The 17,725-nt window shown below is 28.5% G+C and carries 23 protein-coding genes; 2 read left to right on the top strand and 21 right to left on the bottom strand.

Going from position 1 to position 17,725, the window contains the following annotated elements:
- The first annotated feature begins 36 nt into the window (after positions 1 to 36).
- Complete coding sequence (locus BLA33_RS04520) at positions 37 to 1,245, top strand: hypothetical protein (RefSeq protein ID WP_050581071.1); 1,209 nt, start codon at positions 37 to 39, stop codon at positions 1,243 to 1,245.
- 64 nt (positions 1,246 to 1,309) lie between these two features.
- On the opposite strand, the gene BLA33_RS04515 is transcribed toward BLA33_RS04520, so the two are convergent.
- The 21 genes from BLA33_RS04515 to BLA33_RS04415 form a co-directional block, all read right to left on the bottom strand.
- Positions 1,310 to 1,879 carry a DUF777 family protein gene (locus BLA33_RS04515; protein WP_029346705.1) on the bottom strand — a complete coding sequence of 190 codons (570 nt, stop codon included), beginning with the start codon at positions 1,877 to 1,879 and terminating at the stop codon, positions 1,310 to 1,312.
- Positions 1,869 to 2,807: a DUF693 family protein gene (locus tag BLA33_RS04510; RefSeq protein ID WP_029346704.1), complete on the bottom strand. Its 939-nt coding sequence runs from the start codon at positions 2,805 to 2,807 to the stop codon at positions 1,869 to 1,871. The genes BLA33_RS04515 and BLA33_RS04510 overlap by 11 nt, the downstream gene beginning before the upstream one ends.
- Before the next feature lie 77 nt (positions 2,808 to 2,884).
- Complete coding sequence (locus BLA33_RS04505) at positions 2,885 to 3,148, bottom strand: hypothetical protein (RefSeq protein WP_012622882.1); 264 nt, start codon at positions 3,146 to 3,148, stop codon at positions 2,885 to 2,887.
- Positions 3,149 to 3,186: 38 nt separating this feature from the next.
- Positions 3,187 to 3,462, bottom strand: coding sequence for a hypothetical protein (locus BLA33_RS04500; RefSeq protein ID WP_029346703.1), 276 nt, complete (start codon positions 3,460 to 3,462; stop codon positions 3,187 to 3,189).
- 96 nt (positions 3,463 to 3,558) lie between these two features.
- Positions 3,559 to 4,350, bottom strand: coding sequence for a hypothetical protein (locus BLA33_RS04495; protein ID WP_029346702.1), 792 nt, complete (start codon positions 4,348 to 4,350; stop codon positions 3,559 to 3,561).
- Positions 4,351 to 4,388: 38 nt separating this feature from the next.
- Complete coding sequence (locus BLA33_RS04490; RefSeq protein WP_029346701.1) at positions 4,389 to 4,952, bottom strand: DUF792 family protein; 564 nt, start codon at positions 4,950 to 4,952, stop codon at positions 4,389 to 4,391.
- Positions 4,953 to 4,972: 20 nt separating this feature from the next.
- On the bottom strand, positions 4,973 to 6,343 hold the full coding sequence (locus BLA33_RS04485; protein ID WP_029346700.1) for a hypothetical protein: 1,371 nt from the start codon (positions 6,341 to 6,343) through the stop codon (positions 4,973 to 4,975).
- 8 nt (positions 6,344 to 6,351) lie between these two features.
- Positions 6,352 to 6,570, bottom strand: coding sequence for a DUF1322 family protein (locus BLA33_RS04480; protein WP_029346699.1), 219 nt, complete (start codon positions 6,568 to 6,570; stop codon positions 6,352 to 6,354).
- The gene (locus tag BLA33_RS04475; protein ID WP_029346698.1) at positions 6,563 to 7,054 is read right to left on the bottom strand and encodes a DUF1473 family protein; all 492 of its coding nucleotides are present in this window, start codon (positions 7,052 to 7,054) and stop codon (positions 6,563 to 6,565) included. Before BLA33_RS04475 ends, BLA33_RS04480 begins: the two co-directional genes overlap by 8 nt.
- 42 nt (positions 7,055 to 7,096) lie before the next feature.
- Positions 7,097 to 7,519 carry a DUF1463 family protein gene (locus BLA33_RS04470; protein ID WP_012622875.1) on the bottom strand — a complete coding sequence of 141 codons (423 nt, stop codon included), beginning with the start codon at positions 7,517 to 7,519 and terminating at the stop codon, positions 7,097 to 7,099.
- Complete coding sequence (locus BLA33_RS04465; RefSeq protein ID WP_029346697.1) at positions 7,519 to 8,589, bottom strand: DUF787 family protein; 1,071 nt, start codon at positions 8,587 to 8,589, stop codon at positions 7,519 to 7,521. The genes BLA33_RS04470 and BLA33_RS04465 overlap by 1 nt, the downstream gene beginning before the upstream one ends.
- Before the next feature lie 54 nt (positions 8,590 to 8,643).
- Complete coding sequence (locus BLA33_RS04460; protein WP_029346696.1) at positions 8,644 to 9,183, bottom strand: DUF764 family protein; 540 nt, start codon at positions 9,181 to 9,183, stop codon at positions 8,644 to 8,646.
- Entirely contained in the window at positions 9,180 to 9,536 is a 357-nt protein-coding gene (locus tag BLA33_RS04455; RefSeq protein ID WP_029346695.1) for a hypothetical protein, read from the bottom strand. Before BLA33_RS04455 ends, BLA33_RS04460 begins: the two co-directional genes overlap by 4 nt.
- A complete protein-coding gene (locus BLA33_RS04450) occupies positions 9,533 to 9,907 on the bottom strand; it encodes a DUF1506 family protein (RefSeq protein WP_012622253.1) in 375 nt (124 codons plus the stop codon). Before BLA33_RS04450 ends, BLA33_RS04455 begins: the two co-directional genes overlap by 4 nt.
- Positions 9,904 to 10,362 (bottom strand): DUF3890 domain-containing protein, encoded by a 459-nt coding sequence (locus tag BLA33_RS04445; protein ID WP_029346694.1) that lies wholly within the window; start codon positions 10,360 to 10,362, stop codon positions 9,904 to 9,906. The genes BLA33_RS04450 and BLA33_RS04445 overlap by 4 nt, the downstream gene beginning before the upstream one ends.
- A 3-nt stretch (positions 10,363 to 10,365) precedes the next feature.
- On the bottom strand, positions 10,366 to 11,283 hold the full coding sequence (locus BLA33_RS04440; protein ID WP_029346693.1) for a hypothetical protein: 918 nt from the start codon (positions 11,281 to 11,283) through the stop codon (positions 10,366 to 10,368).
- A 15-nt stretch (positions 11,284 to 11,298) separates the two neighbouring features.
- Positions 11,299 to 11,910 carry a DUF228 domain-containing protein gene (locus BLA33_RS04435; RefSeq protein ID WP_029346692.1) on the bottom strand — a complete coding sequence of 204 codons (612 nt, stop codon included), beginning with the start codon at positions 11,908 to 11,910 and terminating at the stop codon, positions 11,299 to 11,301.
- Positions 11,911 to 11,967: 57 nt separating this feature from the next.
- Positions 11,968 to 12,567 (bottom strand): DUF1357 family protein, encoded by a 600-nt coding sequence (locus BLA33_RS04430; protein WP_012622874.1) that lies wholly within the window; start codon positions 12,565 to 12,567, stop codon positions 11,968 to 11,970.
- Positions 12,568 to 12,578: 11 nt separating this feature from the next.
- Complete coding sequence (locus BLA33_RS04425) at positions 12,579 to 13,811, bottom strand: anti-CBASS protein Acb1 family protein (RefSeq protein WP_075226604.1); 1,233 nt, start codon at positions 13,809 to 13,811, stop codon at positions 12,579 to 12,581.
- A gap of 364 nt (positions 13,812 to 14,175) precedes the next feature.
- Positions 14,176 to 14,784, bottom strand: coding sequence for a hypothetical protein (locus BLA33_RS04420; protein ID WP_029346691.1), 609 nt, complete (start codon positions 14,782 to 14,784; stop codon positions 14,176 to 14,178).
- A gap of 107 nt (positions 14,785 to 14,891) precedes the next feature.
- Positions 14,892 to 15,545, bottom strand: a complete 654-nt coding sequence (locus tag BLA33_RS04415) for a hypothetical protein (protein WP_029346690.1) — start codon at positions 15,543 to 15,545, stop codon at positions 14,892 to 14,894.
- A gap of 464 nt (positions 15,546 to 16,009) precedes the next feature.
- Here BLA33_RS04415 and BLA33_RS04410 point away from each other — a divergent pair, with 464 nt between their 5' ends.
- Positions 16,010 to 17,596 carry a peptide ABC transporter substrate-binding protein gene (locus tag BLA33_RS04410; protein ID WP_029346689.1) on the top strand — a complete coding sequence of 529 codons (1,587 nt, stop codon included), beginning with the start codon at positions 16,010 to 16,012 and terminating at the stop codon, positions 17,594 to 17,596.
- Positions 17,597 to 17,725 lie beyond the last annotated feature (129 nt).

Genomic DNA, 17,725 nt, shown 5'->3' with positions numbered 1-17,725 from the left:
TATTTTAATATTCTTGTTTTAAAAGGAGCTAAGGCTTTGAAAGGCAAGCTTATAAAAGTTTCAAACAAATTTTCAATACTTGCGCTGCTACTGATTATTAGCTGTAATGCCAATATGAACACGAATGATAAAAACAAAGTCTTAAACGAACATAACTTAAAAAATATTTCAGAAGTCATTAAGAATAGCTTACAAATTGAATCAGACTTTAAAAAAGAACCTGAAGCAAACAAAAATCAAAGTACCCCCCCTATTTTAGAAATTGAAAAAATTGAACCTGGAAAACAAGAATTTTCCTTAAAATCTGAATCTGAAAGCTCAATCCCTCTAGAAATACTAGAAGGAGCAAATGAAGTCAAATCAGAAGAAGAAATTGCAAAAATACAAGAAAAATTATTGTTAATCGGAGCTTCTGATGAAAGAATAGCACAAGAATTAGACCCCAATATTCAAAAATCTTTAAATCCAAATACAATAGAATTCAAAATTCTAAGCACCGCCGACGAGAAAACAATACTTGATCCAACTGAAGAAGAAATTAATACTAATGGAAAAGACAAAATTTTTGATCAAAAAAAAGAAAATAGCACTTTAAGCGAAACTGTAAAAACTCCAATACAAAATCAATTCCAAAAGCATGGCGCATCTTTAGGTAAAGATGGCAACTTCATAACAAAAGAATATGCAGAACAAGTTAGAGAATCTCTAGACAAAGCGCTAAATGCAATAAAGAGTTTAGAAAAATCTAAAGATCTTTTAAATCTTGATGCCGAAGAAAATTTACTAAAGGATCCGGGAAACTCTCAAAACAAAACAAACAGCTCAATCTTAAATAATATTAATGCTGAGAACATAGAAAAAGCAAAAAATATATTCCTTGAAGAGCTAGAAAAAAGTGAGCTTAGTTTTGAAAACACTAAAGATCCCTTAGGAATAAGCACCATAAAAGAAGTAATAGATGCTGCCAACAAATGGAAAGAAAAAGAAAACTCAAGCCAAATAAACTGGGACTTAGGATCAAAGTTTCATCCAAATCCAAAGCTTTACAACGAATCAGTAGCTAGAGAGTATAAAGTTTTGGCTGAAAAATTCACCAAAGTAAAAAATGAATACAAAAACACAAAAGAACAACTAAAAGTTCAACCTAAATTAACAGCTAACAACCTCAACAAAATAATTGACGCAACAAAAGAGTTTGCAAACCAAGTAAGAAATTTAATCTTATTGGTAGAAAACAATCAATAAAAGCCCTATTAATAAACTTATGCTAAGCTAAACAGACTACCAAGTTGTGAATTAGCATACTAATTCAAGCAATTGGACCTGTTTTCCCAGTTGTAGTTGTTGGCACACCGCTACTGTTAACATACATTAAAGTGCCAGAACTGTGCATATGATTTTCGAATTTAGTTCCATTAATCTTTAAATTACCTTTAATTTCAACATTATCTACATCAATAATCAATTTTTTAGCTTTAAATTTTATATTTTCGCTTTGTGTGTTAAACTCTTTTAAATTAACTTTAAGCTCATCAAGCTTAATACCAATTTTATTAGGATTAATAACGCTTATAATATAAAAATAATTTTTGTCAAAATGATTATGATCACTTTCTTTAAAAATATTAAAATTACTTTGAAGCAAAACCACTTCATCTTCTTCTGTTAAATCAAGATTAAAGTTAGATATATTCCTGGTACTAATCTCTAAACCTTTATACTCTTTAATGGTAACAACCCCTGTTTGAGTTTCATAGTCAAAACTTTTAATAACGCCTATTCTACAAATAAAAACATTCTCAAAAAGATACTGCTTTAAAACACAAGCAGAAGAACCCTTTAAGCTGCCTGGCTCCACACAAAAATCATTATTCTCCACAATACATTCCTTTTTTATTCTCTGAGTAAAACTCAAGATTTAAAATACATTCTCTGGTACTACTTAGTCTGGCACTGGTGTTTTTAACCTTACAGTTAATATTATTACCATGCCTGTCTTTAAAGCTTAGATTGTCTCCAATTTTAATGTTGTGAGTAAACATCACTTGGGCCTTATAAAAACTCAAACCAGGACTCTTATAACTTCCAATGTCTCTTTGAGGCACTGACAAAAGTCCAAAATCTTCAAGGTTTTTACATTCGCCAGAAACAAATTGTCCAAAATTAGTAAAAATAAATTTTGAATCAACATCTTGAGCAAGATTTCCAATGTCAACAACAACAGAATTAACATATCCTTGTCGCCTTAAGTATTCTATTAGTCCTTTTGCTGAGTTGCAAGCAAAGCTCTCGTTAATCACCTTTGTTTTTTCAAGCTCATTCATCAAAAAGATTGCTTTATCCTTAAACACATATTTAATTGCATCAGCAATAGTACTGCCTTTGAAATTTTTATACTCAAACTTTCTCTCTAAAAAGGTAGCTTTAGACAAAAGATAAAGTTCACACTCAAAACTAAAATTTTGAGACCCAACAATTTTTTCAACAGGCACTCCCAAATACCCAGCCATAATAAATTGATAATCTTGCTGATTTGTAAACTTCTTATAGTAAATTTTTACAATATCTGAAGTCTTAAAATCAGAAAAATTTAAAGGCACATTTAAAATTTGAAGTTTGGTTTTTTTACCAACTATTAAATTATTTAAATAATATGTATTTTTAATGACAATATTCAAATCAGGTACACCATTTTGAGTCACAATAACAACTCTAGGTCTCAGATCTGCAAGTCTTCCACCAATGCTATTCTTAGAATCAACTGCATTGTAAAATTCAATCTTAAAATCGTATTGAAATATTAACATCTTTTTTAAATAAAACTCCTTTTTAAATTAAAAAATTAATTGATAAATCATCATTACTAGTAAAATTTAATATTCTACTATTTATTTGATTTATAAATCACCATCACAGCAACCTCTACCCCTGTGAACAAAATCTTATGATTAATGTCTAAAACATTTTTTGAACCTACTTCTTTAATAAAAAGTCTTAAATCTTTTTCTAATTCTTCAAAAGATCTCTGCTGATTAAGGTTAAAATTAAAAATCTTAACCTTAATAATTCCATCATCCCCAACAGTATAGGAATGTAAACTAAAAGCTAAACAAAAAAATAAAATAAAAATTAAAAAAAAGTCTCTCATCAATAACACCAACTTACCTTAATCTTGCTAATTAATTACTAACTGCGCTTTTTAACTTTATATATTACCATTACAGAAACACCATTAAAAGTTATATTGTGCTCAATGCTTAAAATATTCTCAGATCCTATTTTATTAACTGCAGTTTGTATTAAACTCTCAACAGAAGAAACAGAATGATCTTTAGCTAAATTGCCACCAATTTTTATTTCTCCGTATAAAAATTTGACTTCAATCTCTTCATCATCTTTAAGATCGTAAGAATACAAATTAAAGCTCAAAACAAAAAAAGATATTAAAATTAATTGTCTCATTAATATTCCCCTAAATAAAAATTATTTTAGCTTTTAAAGCTTTATTAAATAAAAATATTCAAATTTAAAAAATTTTTAGCTAGATTCTGTTTAAGATCAAAACTCATCTTCATCTTGAGTATCTTCGGTAAAACTGTAGTCCTCACTGTAGGACTCATCAAGATCTTCATTTTCCAAATCTTCAAGATCTTCATTTTCCAAATCTTCAAGATCTTCATTTTCCAAATCATCTAAAAGCTCACCATCTGCCCGGTTAAGACCATACTTTTTAAGTATTCGTCTTTTGTTACATTTTTTTAAACCCTGTGGGCTTTTTGAATTTTTAGAGCTTGAAAACTTAGATTTAAGAGAGCTTCTAGTTTTATCCTTTGGGGGCTTGAAACTACTCTGATCAGCATTTATTCTTTTTTCAATCTCTTTACGGGATTTTACATTCTTAATCCTAGATCGAAAATAGTTTTCTAGAAAAACAGCTTTTTTAATATTTTTCTCTAAAATAAGTTTTGTATATTCCGGATTTTCAATAAACTTTTTATTTTTATAATTTCTTGTTAAATATTTATATTTTCTAAAGATCTTAAGTAGTGGTAATTCCACCTCTTTTTGAAATCTACTCCTAGCAAGTCTATTTTTTATTATTTTCTGCAAACTGTAAGAATAAGCCTTTAACTTATTAAGTTTAGCAAGTATTTCCTGACTTTTAATATTGCCAGCTTTATCTTGAGATTTGATTAAAATCCCATTATCAACATCATGCATTAATACATAAGCCAAATCTATGTCTTTTTTAAAATTCCATTTTGCAAAATCAAATGGCCTTACTACGCTTGCATATATTGTTGAAACAATAAATAAAAAATATATCAAAATAAGCTTAAATTGCCTCATTAATATTCTCCCAGTACTAAGCTTTGTTAATTAATATTTTAACCTTTATAGGTTGAAATATTAAACATTTTACAAATTTTTACTTGCAAACTAACTTCTACTTCTTCTAAATAAACTGTGTCTTTAAGCTTTAATAAATTAATACTTACCACCTCGTGAAATCCTACTGAAGGACTGTACATGCTATAATAAATACCTAGGTTAAACCTTTGTCTAAATTGCATTTTTATAAAATTACTATTAAATTCTAAAACACTGTTCATAAAAGGAGTTTCTTTTAGCGCTCTTATTAAAGTTTTGTCATAAATAGATGACAAAATCCCTTTATTAATTATTACAATCTCGGGCCTTGGAGTAATGTTAAAGTTTACATATTCACTTTTTGTATTTATAAAATCAATTACCGCACGGTCTGAGCTTATGCTTGAGAGATTTTCTTCTATTAGATCATGCTTTATAAAAATAAAAAACAGTTGGGGAATGTACCCAAGTCCTTTAAAATCAAGCCTTGGAAAAAGTAAAACAAAATTAGAAATGCTTGCTAAACTTGAAATTTGATTTACAACATCTTCTATTAACCTAGTAGTTTGATTTTTAATCACCTTAAACCCCTTTTAATTTACTAAGGCATTCCAGAATCATCATCAATTCCTCCTGAATTAAATCCACCACCGTCTCTTAGCACATTTGTCATGTACTCAACCAAAGGCAAGCTTTCAAATGCCTGTCCCAAAATATTACCAAGGTTTGAAAAAGTATTCCTTAAAGGATCTAATACACTGTTAGTAAAATCGTAACTTTTAGCCCATTCCAAAAGTTCTAAAGTTTTTTCTAAGAGTGGATCTACTCTTGGTTGAGAAACACTGTTTATTATTTTATTGCTATTTAAAACATCAGGCTCACCTTTTAACTGATTATTTAAAGAAACTGTTGGGCTTCTGCTTAAAACTTTTTCTAAATTATTCTCGCCATTAAGAAAATCACTTATTAGGCTAATAGCTTTTGAATCATTTTTTACATAACCGTCATTTTTCAATTTCTGAGCAAGCTCAACCATAAAAGAAAAATCATTTGAATTTGAATTTTGTGAACTTTTAAGAACATAAAGTTTCCTTAAAAAATCATTTCTCTCAAACTCTGTTTCAAAAGATCTCTGCCCTTTTAGCATTTTATTTACACTTTCTCTTTCACTATCTTTTAAAATAAAATTTTCAAGACTTAGCTCTAAAATCTTTTTGTCTTTTAAATTTTGAAATTCCTTTAAAGGTAATTTAAAATCGTTAAAACCATTTTTTATATTTAAAAAATCAACCAGGCTTGAGCCTTTAAAAAGTTTTCTAAAAGACATTAAATCTTCACAAAGAATTTGATTATTTTCGTTTCCAAACCATACTGGTTCTTGCAAATCATCTTTTGAAAAGTTAAGCTCAATCTTGTCAAAATTGGAATTTAGCCCAAAATCTTTAAATGTTTTATTGGTTTGATCTTTATTAGAATTACTAATGAAATTTTGCTTAAAAGCATTTTTTATATTTTCAGTTTTAAAATATGAATATTGCCCTTTAGGATTTAAATCTAATTTGTCTACCTTTGGCCTAAAAGAAGAACCAATATTGTTCTTAGCTGCCGAATGCTTAAAAGCTAAACCGCTTTTGTCTGAAGAATCTAAGTCTTTTAAAACACTCTCTAGACTATTTTTCCAAGAGTCCAGGTTAAAAAAATCCTTAAAAGGGCTGCTTTTAAAGGCATTTGATTTAAAACTTACTGATTTTTGTAGATTGTCGTTTTGAAGCCTTTCAAGGCTTTTTAGTCTTTCAAAACTTAAAGATAAAAAATCTTTACTACTTTTTGGACTTAAACCAGTCTGATTAAAAAAATTTTCCTTTTTAAAACTTAAAAGCTCTTTTTTTAAATTGCTCTTAGTAGCATTTCTGTCAAGAATACCTTCTAATGTAATTGTGAATTTATCTTCATTATTGTTTTCTTCGTACATAAAAACCTTTAAAGCGCTCCACTACAGGACAAAAACCGTTCGTACATTTCCTTGTTAAGCTTTAAATTAGCTAGTCGGTTAACCTCTAAAAGCTCCTTGTAGCTCATTTTTTTAACATCTCTATATGTACAAATGCCCATTACAATAGGGAAATAATACTTATTGGCGTCTCTTGTTAAATAGTCTATGTATTTAAAATAATTAGTTGCAATCTCTGACTTATTCATTAACGCCTTCTTTTAATAAAGGTTCAAGATCAACTTCTAAAGAATCTTCTTGATTTAAGCCTAAAGACTTGCTACTTGTAATTAAAAAATCATAACTCCACCTTTCATCAATGTAGTCATACTTAATATAATCGCCGTTTCTGTCTTGAAAACTTTCAATATAAACCAAACCAGGCTTTTTAAACCCTTCTATTGTTTGGAAAAGTGAATACTGAACTGAAAAAAGAATTGTAGGCAGAGCATATTTATAAAGCTCAGAATATCTTCTCTCTTTATTTAGAATTTCATAAAATTCATCTAAAAATCCTCTTGAGATCATTAATTTAGTTATTTCTTTTAATGTTTTAAGATCATTAAGCTTATTAATCAGTTCATCTCGCTCAACATCAAATCCTAAAACATTGTCCCAATCGTACATTGGAATATCTTTTAAAACGTATTCATGTGTTTTGGCTCTAGTTAATATTTTTAACTTGTATCTCATTTTAAATTCTTATCCTTAAATTAAAATATTTTAATTGTTAACTCAACTTGCTTTCTCAACATCACAATTTATTGCATGAATTGTAAACTTAACCGTATCATTATCAGATGAATACTTTCTAGTTGGAATTTCTGCAAAAAATGCACTGTTTGAAATAATCTTTAATCCCATTTGATCGTTAAATACTAATCTTTTTAATTTTTTAGCTTTTGGTAAATTGCCGTAAAATTGCTCATTGCTTAGCCTTGTTAAAAGCTTGTAATCAAGAGATCCTTTGCTTATCTCTAAATCAAAAATATGAACAACCGTTCTTGGATCTCTAAAGCTTGGAATTGGAAAATTTCTGTCTTCTGTGCTTGCTTTAGCCATTACATTAGGCTCTGTGCTGTACTCAAGAGTACCTCTGTCTATTAAATTGTCATTAAAGCTAAAAAATATTAAATCTAATGAATAATATTCCTTCATTATGATGCTCTCCTTAAATATTCATTTATCTCTTGTGCGGTGATTATTAAATTAACACTATTTAAGCTGTCATTATACTTAAGCGCAACTTCTAAACTTAAACTTAAGCCTTCAGAAGAATTGATTTTAAGCCTAATCTCTTTGTAAAAGACAATAAGTCCTCTCTCTTTAAGTTTATGAAAAAAGCATTCAAGCCCCGCTGTATATTCGTTTGGCAAATTACCGTCCAAATTTAAAGAACTAAGTTTGCTGTTAGCTCTACTATTTTTATTCCAGATCCTAATAAGCTCTTTGATTGCTTCATTTTTAATATAATAAAGCGTAAAAGCCTCATCAATCAGATCCCCAGAAAGAGTGACACCTTCTTTAAAAGCTAAAATGCCGTCATTACCAGTTTCATTTAAAAGAGAATAAAAATTAATATTGGCTTTTCTTAGAGAATCAATTAGAGAATCATCATAAATAGGAGTAGAATTTAAAATCATCCCATAAGGATTAACAGCATGAAAAATGCTTGCCTGATGCAAATACATTGCTGCAAACTTAAGATGTAAATTTTCATTGCCGCTGTAAATAGCAATAATGTTTTTAAACTCGCTCTTGTCTTTGCCTTTTAAAAAATTTGGCAAACTATTCTCTTTAGTAGAAATTACAATAAAATTAAGAGCTTTCCTAATAGCTTCAAAATCACTGCTAAGAGCATCTCCTGATTCATTTACAAAAACCACAAACGGATGCAAATTAGATTTTAAGAAATCCTTAATCTCTTTAATCTGATTGTAAACATAAAAATCAACAGACTTAAGTCCGTCTTGTCCAAAAAAATCACCCACTGATTTTTGTAAAGCACTTAACTGCTCCTCTGCTATTTTCTTATTAGAAGAATCAGTCTCTTTACCCTTTTGTATCTCAAGTTTCTTAAGAAGCTCTTCAAAATTTGTAACACTTAATGCTAAATGTTTACTTGCTAAAATATTGCTTTTGTAGATTAAAAGCGAATTGTAATAATTAATTTTATTGGCAACTAGTCTGTTTTGCATCAAACTAACGCTTATTGTATCTTTTGGCATTTATTCTCCTTTTCTAAATTTGTTTTTTAAATATTTATCTTTCTTGTTCTAAATTTATCTTTCTTGTTCTAAAGCTTGTATGTTTGCAACAAAAATCTGATTAAAACTAAAACACATATTGCTTCTTCTATTAGAAACACCAAGTAGACCATCATTATTTAAATTACTAATCGAGTAAATATAATAAGTTAAAAGCAAATAAGAATCGCACCCAAACTCTTTTCTAAACTCAAACCGAAATCTATTCTCATGTAAAAATTCCAAAAAATGTTCATACACTTTGCAAACAGTCTCATAAGAATCTTTGTAAGTCTTTAAAAAGGTAAAACTTAAAAAATAAAGCGAAAACCTTAATCTAAACTCATTAGATGTTTTAAACAAATTTCTACTCCCTAGATTTCTGGGAGTAAGCCCTTCGAAAGACTCGCTTTTTAATACAATTAAATTACTGACATTTGTAGAAAACTTCTCCAAATAAGGGTGATTATAGGTATTTACAATTTCTAATTCTATTTCTTTAAGCTCTAAATACTGTTTAAATTTTGTAAGTATTTTTATTAAAAACTGTACAGATTCATTTAGTCCTACAATCATGACTGTCCTTTTCTTTTACTTTTTGAAAGATTAAGTTTTTCAATGTTGTTAATCAAAATTTTAAATTCTTTGGCATTAAAAGCTCTTTTGCTATTAAGGTCTATTTGCCTTTTAAGTAAATAATTTTTAGAAAAAACTCTAAACTGATCTTTTATTTCAACAAGTCCCTTTTTAATAGATTTCCTGAAAGCTGTTTTTATTCCTTTGTTTGAAAAAATATTAGAATAAAATTCTTCGTAAAAAGCCTTTGCCAGCTTTAAAGGCATCTCTTTTTCTAGTTCTTCCGATTTGATATTAACTTTATTTTCTTTATTTAAAAAGTCAATGTCTTTAAATCTAATTTTAAAACTCAACAAGAACTCCTTAAAACTAATGTGCTGTAATTAAGACCTTCTTTGTAGCTCTTTTCAATCCCTAAAATCGAATAAAAATCATCGCTGACTCTAACCAAATCTCCGTACTCAAATTTAAAACTACAAAGAGTATACACCTTGGCATAACTATTTTTATCAAAAATATTTACACCTTCAATCTCAACTACTTCTTCTGGACTTATTAATAAAAATATTCCCTTAAAAGCAACAGCATCAGAACTTTTAAATCTAGTTTCATAAGATGCATTAATTGGATCTTTGATTGTTCTAAATTTACAGAAAAAAAGATCTTGTGAATATGTGTTTATAATATTACTTAAACTGACATTAATCATTTCTAAAGATTTCATTTAGCTACCCCTATTAAAGAATCTTTTATTTTTAACTCTTCTATTAAACTGTCTAAATATTTACAAAAATCACCCCCACAACCGCTACTACTGCCAAGAGTTGCAGGAAAATATTCTAATGATATCTCTTTAAATTTTTCAGACTTGATGTAATTAAAATTAAAACCTTTTAATCTATTTCGCTTTTTTAACTCACAACCAACAAAATAATAAATTAGAACAAACATTGTAGAATCATTTAAACTTTTAATTCTTATTCTCTTAAGAATTAAAATATTTTCAAGTAAATTTAAATATAAAGAAAATTCTTTAGTGCTCAGATCTTTAAAGTCAAGCATTAAAAGTTCAAGTATTTGCTCATATACTGCCTTTAAAGCTGGTTCTAGATTTTCACCATCTAAAGTTTTCAGCTTTTCTTGGTAAGCCTGATTAGTGTTTATTTTGCCTTTATTCATTTTTTAGCTCAATCTTATTCTAAGAATTGAATTTTTTGTTGCCAAAATTGTTCCAATAGAAAAATCAAGAAAACTTGTTCTAAAATTACTACTTGAAACTTCTGTGTATGAATTTAATATCGGCTGATGACCGTCTTTTAAAAGTAGTAGTTTGCTGCTTCTTGGATATATTAAAATTTCATCGTCTAATAAATTTGTGGTCTCAAGCTCAATATTTGCATCATTATTTATTGCACTTATAAAATCAAAAAGCATGTCTTTGTATGAATAATTATTGTTTGGGAGTCTCTCGAGTAAACGGCCTTTGATTTTGCTAGTTGTAAGTATTTTAAAAGGCACTTTTCTTTCATCTTCTAAATTAATCTTTCCAAGATCATCATTTATTGATTTTATTTGATCTAATATGTTTGTCTGTTTAACTGTTTTGTCTATTTGGTTTGGAAGATTCAAAAGCCCATACATAGTTTCATTGTTAAACTCATCAACAAGAAGAGTTCTTTTATTCCCTTTTGAAAACGCAAGCCCGCCCTTTAAATAATGAGCACTCATTAACTTTTGTATCTCAATTATTGCGCCTAGAAGTCCTTCTTTCACATTAATATTTGTATTTGCCTCTACACTAACTTTCCCATCTGGCGCATAGTATTTAAATGCATACTGAAAAGGCAAATAATTAATTTTTACTATTTGTCTTTGAAACTTTATTGTTGAGACTGTGTTAAAATCATTAACCTTTAGTGTGGGCATGTCTGTTAAATTAGAATACCACTTGATAATTCTGTCGCTTCCAAGAGAAATATTACTACTCTCTATTTGCTGTGAATCTAAAAAATGATAATATTCTGGAATTGGACACTCTTTCACTAAAACATCCCTTACTGTGCTTAAATACTCATCGTTATTTAATATATTCTCATCCATTTTAATTCTCCTATTTTAAATTGCATCTTTTATTTGCTTGACCAAAAAAAGAACTTTTACACCGTAAACATCTCTTCTGTCTTTAAATTCTTCAGCAGATCCTAATGCTAAAGCATGAACAACTACTGCATCTTTACTAGCTTTTTCTAAAAACCCTTCACTGTTTATTATTAATTTATCTTCTGCTTTAATTGTTTTGCCTTTAGCAATCAAAACACATTCAAAACTACAACTCATTGGAACAACCGTGCCGGTTCTTGAAAAATCATCAAAGTCTACGCAAACCCCATAAAGATCACTGCCGCCGCCTTTTGCTATTTGCAACTGTGAGCCATTAACAATAAGCTTAACCCCACATTTGTAGCAAAAATCTTGAGCTTGATAATTTTCAAACTTATCAGCAGAAGAACTTTTAAGTACACCTTTTTGAGCAAAATAAAATCCCTCATCTTGAAATTTGCAATTACTCTCAAACACAGGGTAACTGTTAGCATTAACACTTTGTAATTTGTCTAAAACAATTTTTTGAGCTTGATTTTTTTTTAAACTTTCAAGCTGACTCTCAAGTTCTACTTTTGATGCTTTTAGTTTTTCTATTTCTTTTTTGAAATCAATTGAATTACTCATTAATAAATATCTCCTTTTTTAAATTATTTTTTTATTAAAAGCTTAAATTACAAAAACTTAAGCTAGTGCTTTTTTATTACAATAAAATTCTCGCTTAATCTCTTCCCATTCGTTAAGCATTGCTTTTCTTAAATCATGATATGTGCTGAAAAAAACATTTTTGTTTCTTAAATTATTTCCTTGATTTGCTTTTATTCTTTCAAAATTTATTGTTTTGTATGAATTTTCAGCATTCTTATTCTGATCAATATTGGTCTTTGCAACCCTTATTAGTATTGCACGAGAAGATGAATCAATCTCATCAAGATTATTAGTTCCAGCTATTGCTAAGATTTGAGTTGCTTTTACATACTTTCTAATAAGCTCTTCGGCTTGGCCTTTTACAACATCTTTAAAAGAATACCCTTTTGCTAAAAGATTTTCTGTATTATACTCAAAGCTTAAATTATCATTTGCAAGTTTGTTTATTTCAACAGATTCTCTTAGATCATTGTTGGAAAAACTTAATGAATTATTATTGGCATTTTTAAGATTTTGATATTCTAAAAACTCCTTAATTAAAGAATTATTTAAAACTTCATTATTTAAGTTTAACTTTTTTGAATCTTCTTGGTCGTTTTTAGTTTTGTAATCTACGCTTGCCGCCATTCTTTCCATAATTACTCCTTTTAAATAACTAAACTTAATTGTTCTTTCAAATTTTCTTTTGCCTTGTGACTTAAGTTTTCATTTTTCATTAACTCTAAATATTTAGAATAAACATCAAGAAGTAAATTGTCTCTCTCAAGTCTCTGCTCATAACTTAAGACTTCAAGATCATTAAACTTCATATTTAATCTGTAATATTTGTTAAGCTTAATATTGCAAGCATTGGCAACAGATTCTTGTACACCTTTTAAATAGTCGTAATAATTACTTTTGTCTCCCTCGCCACTGCTACCAAGTCCTTTGACCTGCTCATTAAAACTTCTAGTAAGAGGCTCCTTAGTATCAGCGCCAATTTTTGCTTTAATCAGATCAAATGCGTCTTTTAAAAACTCTAAGTCATATTTTATTACTTCTAGGCTTGCATTCTCCGATGCTGTATAAAAAATTCCATCATTGTTTAGGGTGCTTTTAATCTTGCTAAGCTCTCTGCTAAGCTTGCAAGAAGCGCTACTTAATGCTGAGAAACTTTTGTTTGGCTCTTGACCTTTAAAAAAGCTAGAAAATATTTTGCCTTTATTATTGTTTACCAAAACACTAATTTCTTCTTTTGCAAGTTCTAAAGATTCAATAAGTCCCACTAAATGTTCGTCTTTGTAAAACAAAAAATTATAATTTCTTATTCTTTTTTCCATCTCTAAATAAATTTGTTCTAAAAGACAAATATTAAGAAGCAAACTTTGTGTATAAGCAGGCTCGTATGATCCTAAAACATAATCATAATTTTCATAAATTATTACTCTACTTTTATCTATTTTTATAACCCTTGCCTTTTGGTTAACACCATCTAAGTCTTTTAAACTTGAAAGGTATTCTATGTAATCAGATTCTCTTTTGTTGATAATTTTTTGAAAATCTAAATATTTAAAACCTGTAGGTAATTCGCTGTTAACCTTTTTACTTAAATCTTCATCCTCACCTTTGGGTTTTACTAAAATATCGCCTGCTCTATTAAATCTATAGCTTACCATTGCTTCAAGAAGAGCTTCTTTTAATTCAACCTTTAAACCCAAAAGAAACTCTCTGCTTTCTTTTAAAGTAGAAGTTTCAAGCAAGCTTAAATTAATTCCATTCTTAAGCGCATCTTCTGCTGTGCTTTCTATGTAATTCCTAAAAAAAATTGAATACCGGTAAACATCAACAGGACTAATTTGGGATTCTTTATTTTGTATTTCCATTTTAAATTCATTAATCATTTTTTTAAATATCATTATATATTATTATATCAAAAACGATTTTTTATGCAAACCGTTATTATTTAATATCTATTATCAAATAATATTTGTATGTAAAATTTAAATATCAAAATTCATTTAAAATTTTATAAAAACCCAATACGTTTTAAAAGATTTATGCTAATATTAACTTAAGAATATAAGTAAAATTTACAAAATATTCTACTTACTGTTAAGCATTATTGAAAGATAAGCATTATAAAATGGCATTAAAAAGAATATTAAATTAATACTTTATCCAATCCCAATAAATATTAAAAAGGTAGAGAGCCGTTTCTCTACCTTTTTAATATTTAAACACACTTAAAAATTAAATTAATGTAAACTAAATATAAAAAAATAAAATCTGTTTGCCTTCTATTCCCCGTTGAGCAATAAAAGATGTCGCTAAAAGAGATGCTCTGATTGCTTTTATTAAGGCCCTGTCTGCTTGAAATGTAGATTTAATAACCAAAAGCAGCTCGTAAAGAGATTCTCTTTCCTTAGAATTTTTAATGCAACTAATCTCTTCTTCTACTGACCTCATTCCTTCTTCCTCTTCATATAAAAAATCCATCTCTTTTATCCCTCTTAATTCAAGTTCATTTACTGTATGAGAATCAAAATTGACTATTGTCCAATAAAATACTTTTAAAATCTTGTCAACAATGCTAAATGTTATGGGAATATCAAAATCAAAAGGAATTTTATCAAATTCTAAGAGTAGATGGTTGTTTAGTTTTTTAGCTAGCTCAATCGTGGAAATAAGTCTCAATTTTGATTTCTGGGCCTTTAGGTAAGCATTATTCAGATTTTTTGTTTTTAAAATTTTATTTAAATTATTCTCTATTGTTAAGGAAGCCTCAATAACTTGAGTTGACAATTCTTTGGCAAATTCAACATTATTAAATTTAAAATCTTGAAAATTGCCATTTAAGTTGTTCTTATCACACATAACCCAATCAAGATATATTATTGTTAAGTACTTTAAAAGATGTCTAAAAAACAAAAAAGACAAGTTCTAACTAGAACCTGCCTCTATAATAAATAATATCTCAAATACTAGATATTACCATAATATTTTAAATCTGCCAATTCTTTATTATTCTCGCTTTCAGTAAACACCCTTTTAATTACCTTAAAAATTTCTTCATTGCATTTCTCAGGTTTTTGGCTATTCGCGTCATCTTTGCGTTTATACTCTTCAGTGCCAAATGCATCAGCTACTTTTTGGAAAAATAAACTTAAAGATTCACCTGTACTCTTTTTAATTTTGTAACAAACATATTCATTAAACCCTAAAGATCGCTGATCATCACGAGTTCTTTGTTTGCTTGCATCCACTGCTTTAGCAACAATGTCACAAATTTTGTTAAAAGAACTTACAAACTCTTTCTGTCTGTTAACATCCTTAGAAAGCCAATCAAAAAATTCTTTATAGGATTTCTCATACTCAGCTTTTAAATCTTTGTCTCTACCATTAACGCCTATTGCGTCTTGCAAAAAGGTTTTTAAAGCCTCTAGTTTTTCAGACTCCTCTGATGTTAAAGCAGGTCCTTTTTTGGTAATTTGATCTTTAGGCCCTACACCCCCAGAAGCAAGAGAATTGTCATCCTTAAGATCAGTAGCAACTTCTGTTAACGATTTAACATCACCATACTGTTTACAAGAAAAAAATAATAATAATAGTATTGATAAAATACTTATTCTTTTCATTAAAACCTCCCATAAGATATGCCGCCATTATAGTTCAGTTCCTAAAATTCTCAAAGGTATTAAAAATAAAATTTAATTTTATTTTATCAAAAACTCCCAAGCCCAAATAAAGATTAAAATTTTATTTGGGAAAAAACAAAGAGAGATATATATTTGTTTATTGTTATAAATCAACAATTCATTGAAAACTTCTTTAAAACTACAAATAGGGCCTTAAGGCCCTATTTGTAGTTTTAAAACCAATAATAAACATTAGTAAATTAATATAATATCAACCTTTTTGGTTTTAACATTTAGACTGTTTTTATTTTTTTGTTTAAATTTTTAATACTCTAACTCTAAAGCAAATCTTTTAAATGTGTATTTTTTATCTTTCTTCCTTTCAATCAAGAATATTTTAAAAAAATATTTTGCAATATAATTTGCTATAAAATAAATTATTCATGCAAAAGGAAAAAAAGCATATGATAAGAAAAAAAATATTACTTTTAACACTACTCATTACAGCTGCAAGCTCATGCACAATTTCTAAAACAAAAGAGGATCTTGTCTTTGGAGTTGGAATTGGAAACGAACCAACATCACTTGATCCACAGTTTTGCAGCGATCAAGCGGGTAACTTAATTATAAACGAGCTATTTATAGGGCTTTTAAGGGGGGATCCAAAAACAGGTGGTTATAGGCCAGGACTTGCAAAAAATTGGGAAATTTCTCAAGACAACACCTCCTATACATTCCACTTAAGAGACGACATTTATTGGAGTGACGGCGTTAAAATAACAGCAGACACTATTAGAGGCTCATACATAATGGCCTTAGAAGCTGAGGAGAATCTCCCACATATTAACCTTTTAACATCAAAAATAAAAAATGCAAAAGAATTTCACATAACAAAATTAAATTCAGATGAAGTTGGAATAAAGGTGATTGATGAAAAAACCCTGGAAATAACTCTTGAACAACCAACAGCATATTTCCTTGATATGATTACACATCCAATATTTATACCTATTCCTACTCACGTTGTTAAAAAGTTTGGAAATAAATGGACAAACCCAGAAAACATGGTTACAAGCGGGCCTTTCAAACTAAAAAGAAGAATATTAAACGAAGAAATTTCTCTTGAAAAAAATAAAAAATTTTATGATGCTAAAAATGTTGATATTAATGAGCTTACATTTGTTACTATAAACGATGCCCGAAGAATTTACAGCATGTATGAACACAACGAAATAGATGCTATTTTTAACAACATTCCGTTAAATCTTATTAATGAGCTTATTTTAAGAGAAGATTTTTATTCATCTGACATTAACCAAATTGGTTTTCTTTCATTAAACCTAAATGTTAAACCCCTTGACAACCCAAAAGTAAGAGAAGCATTATCTCTAGCGGTTGACAGAGAAACATTGGCCTACAGAGTGCTTGATAACAACTTTAAAGCAACAAGAAAGGTAAGCCCTAATATTAATAATTATAATTATGGAAAAAAATTAAAACCATATAACCCACGAAAGGCAGAAAAACTTTTAGCCGAAGCTGGATATCCTGATGGGAAAAAATTTCCAACTATTACAATAAAATATGATAAAAATGAACTTGGAAAGGAAGTTGCCAATTTTATTCAAAGCCAATGGAAAAAAGTTTTAAATATTAATGTAGAAGTCGAGACTGAAACACGAGGTAGCCACATATCAAATATTCTAAAAGGACAGTATGAGATCTCAGTAAGATCCTGGCAAGGAGATTATTTAGATCCCATGACATTCTTTAATATATTTGAAACTAAAAACTCACATCTTTCAGCTTACGGATATTCAAATCCTGAGGTTGACGAACTATTAAATAAATCTGAGATTGAAGTTGACGAAAAAATCAGATTAGAACTATTTAAAAAGATTGAAGAAATAATTATTGAAAATGATCATCCAATAATTCCAATCTACAGCGTTGCAGGGAACTATCTTTTCAAAAATGATAAATGGACAGGGTGGAACACAAATGCTTCAGAAAGATTTGCCCTATCAGAAATCAAACCTTTGGAAGAATAAATGATTTTTTTTCTAAATAGAGTCGAAAATTAATGGCTCTATTTAGAAAAAACTTTTTTTAGAAAAAACAGTTTTCATTACTCCATTCTAAAAAGCATTGCTTAGAGTAAAAGAATAATTTATTTTATA

Origin of the sequence: Borreliella garinii (genome assembly GCF_001922545.1) — a bacterium.
In the GTDB taxonomy this organism is placed as follows: Bacteria; Spirochaetota; Spirochaetia; order Borreliales; family Borreliaceae; genus Borreliella; species Borreliella garinii.
The sequence above is the reverse complement of the archived record's forward strand: the minus strand, read 5'-3'. Positions and strand labels throughout refer to the sequence as shown.

What these genes read in the sequence shown, in the direction of transcription:
- BLA33_RS04415 (WP_029346690.1), bottom strand. Translation starts at nt 15,545, where the DNA reads ATGAAAAGAATAAGTATTTTATCAATACTATTATTATTATTTTTTTCT.
- BLA33_RS04430 (WP_012622874.1), bottom strand. Translation starts at nt 12,567, where the DNA reads ATGGAAAGAATGGCGGCAAGCGTAGATTACAAAACTAAAAACGACCAA.
- BLA33_RS04485 (WP_029346700.1), bottom strand. Translation starts at nt 6,343, where the DNA reads ATGTACGAAGAAAACAATAATGAAGATAAATTCACAATTACATTAGAA.
- BLA33_RS04435 (WP_029346692.1), bottom strand. Translation starts at nt 11,910, where the DNA reads ATGAGTAATTCAATTGATTTCAAAAAAGAAATAGAAAAACTAAAAGCA.
- BLA33_RS04505 (WP_012622882.1), bottom strand. Translation starts at nt 3,148, where the DNA reads ATGAGAGACTTTTTTTTAATTTTTATTTTATTTTTTTGTTTAGCTTTT.
- BLA33_RS04495 (WP_029346702.1), bottom strand. Translation starts at nt 4,350, where the DNA reads ATGAGGCAATTTAAGCTTATTTTGATATATTTTTTATTTATTGTTTCA.
- BLA33_RS04425 (WP_075226604.1), bottom strand. Translation starts at nt 13,811, where the DNA reads ATGATTAATGAATTTAAAATGGAAATACAAAATAAAGAATCCCAAATT.
- BLA33_RS04445 (WP_029346694.1), bottom strand. Translation starts at nt 10,362, where the DNA reads ATGAATAAAGGCAAAATAAACACTAATCAGGCTTACCAAGAAAAGCTG.
- BLA33_RS04500 (WP_029346703.1), bottom strand. Translation starts at nt 3,462, where the DNA reads ATGAGACAATTAATTTTAATATCTTTTTTTGTTTTGAGCTTTAATTTG.
- BLA33_RS04475 (WP_029346698.1), bottom strand. Translation starts at nt 7,054, where the DNA reads ATGAGATACAAGTTAAAAATATTAACTAGAGCCAAAACACATGAATAC.
- BLA33_RS04510 (WP_029346704.1), bottom strand. Translation starts at nt 2,807, where the DNA reads ATGTTAATATTTCAATACGATTTTAAGATTGAATTTTACAATGCAGTT.
- BLA33_RS04480 (WP_029346699.1), bottom strand. Translation starts at nt 6,570, where the DNA reads ATGAATAAGTCAGAGATTGCAACTAATTATTTTAAATACATAGACTAT.
- BLA33_RS04410 (WP_029346689.1), top strand. Translation starts at nt 16,010, where the DNA reads ATGATAAGAAAAAAAATATTACTTTTAACACTACTCATTACAGCTGCA.
- BLA33_RS04460 (WP_029346696.1), bottom strand. Translation starts at nt 9,183, where the DNA reads ATGATTGTAGGACTAAATGAATCTGTACAGTTTTTAATAAAAATACTT.
- BLA33_RS04440 (WP_029346693.1), bottom strand. Translation starts at nt 11,283, where the DNA reads ATGGATGAGAATATATTAAATAACGATGAGTATTTAAGCACAGTAAGG.
- BLA33_RS04470 (WP_012622875.1), bottom strand. Translation starts at nt 7,519, where the DNA reads ATGAAGGAATATTATTCATTAGATTTAATATTTTTTAGCTTTAATGAC.
- BLA33_RS04465 (WP_029346697.1), bottom strand. Translation starts at nt 8,589, where the DNA reads ATGCCAAAAGATACAATAAGCGTTAGTTTGATGCAAAACAGACTAGTT.
- BLA33_RS04450 (WP_012622253.1), bottom strand. Translation starts at nt 9,907, where the DNA reads ATGAAATCTTTAGAAATGATTAATGTCAGTTTAAGTAATATTATAAAC.
- BLA33_RS04420 (WP_029346691.1), bottom strand. Translation starts at nt 14,784, where the DNA reads ATGTGTGATAAGAACAACTTAAATGGCAATTTTCAAGATTTTAAATTT.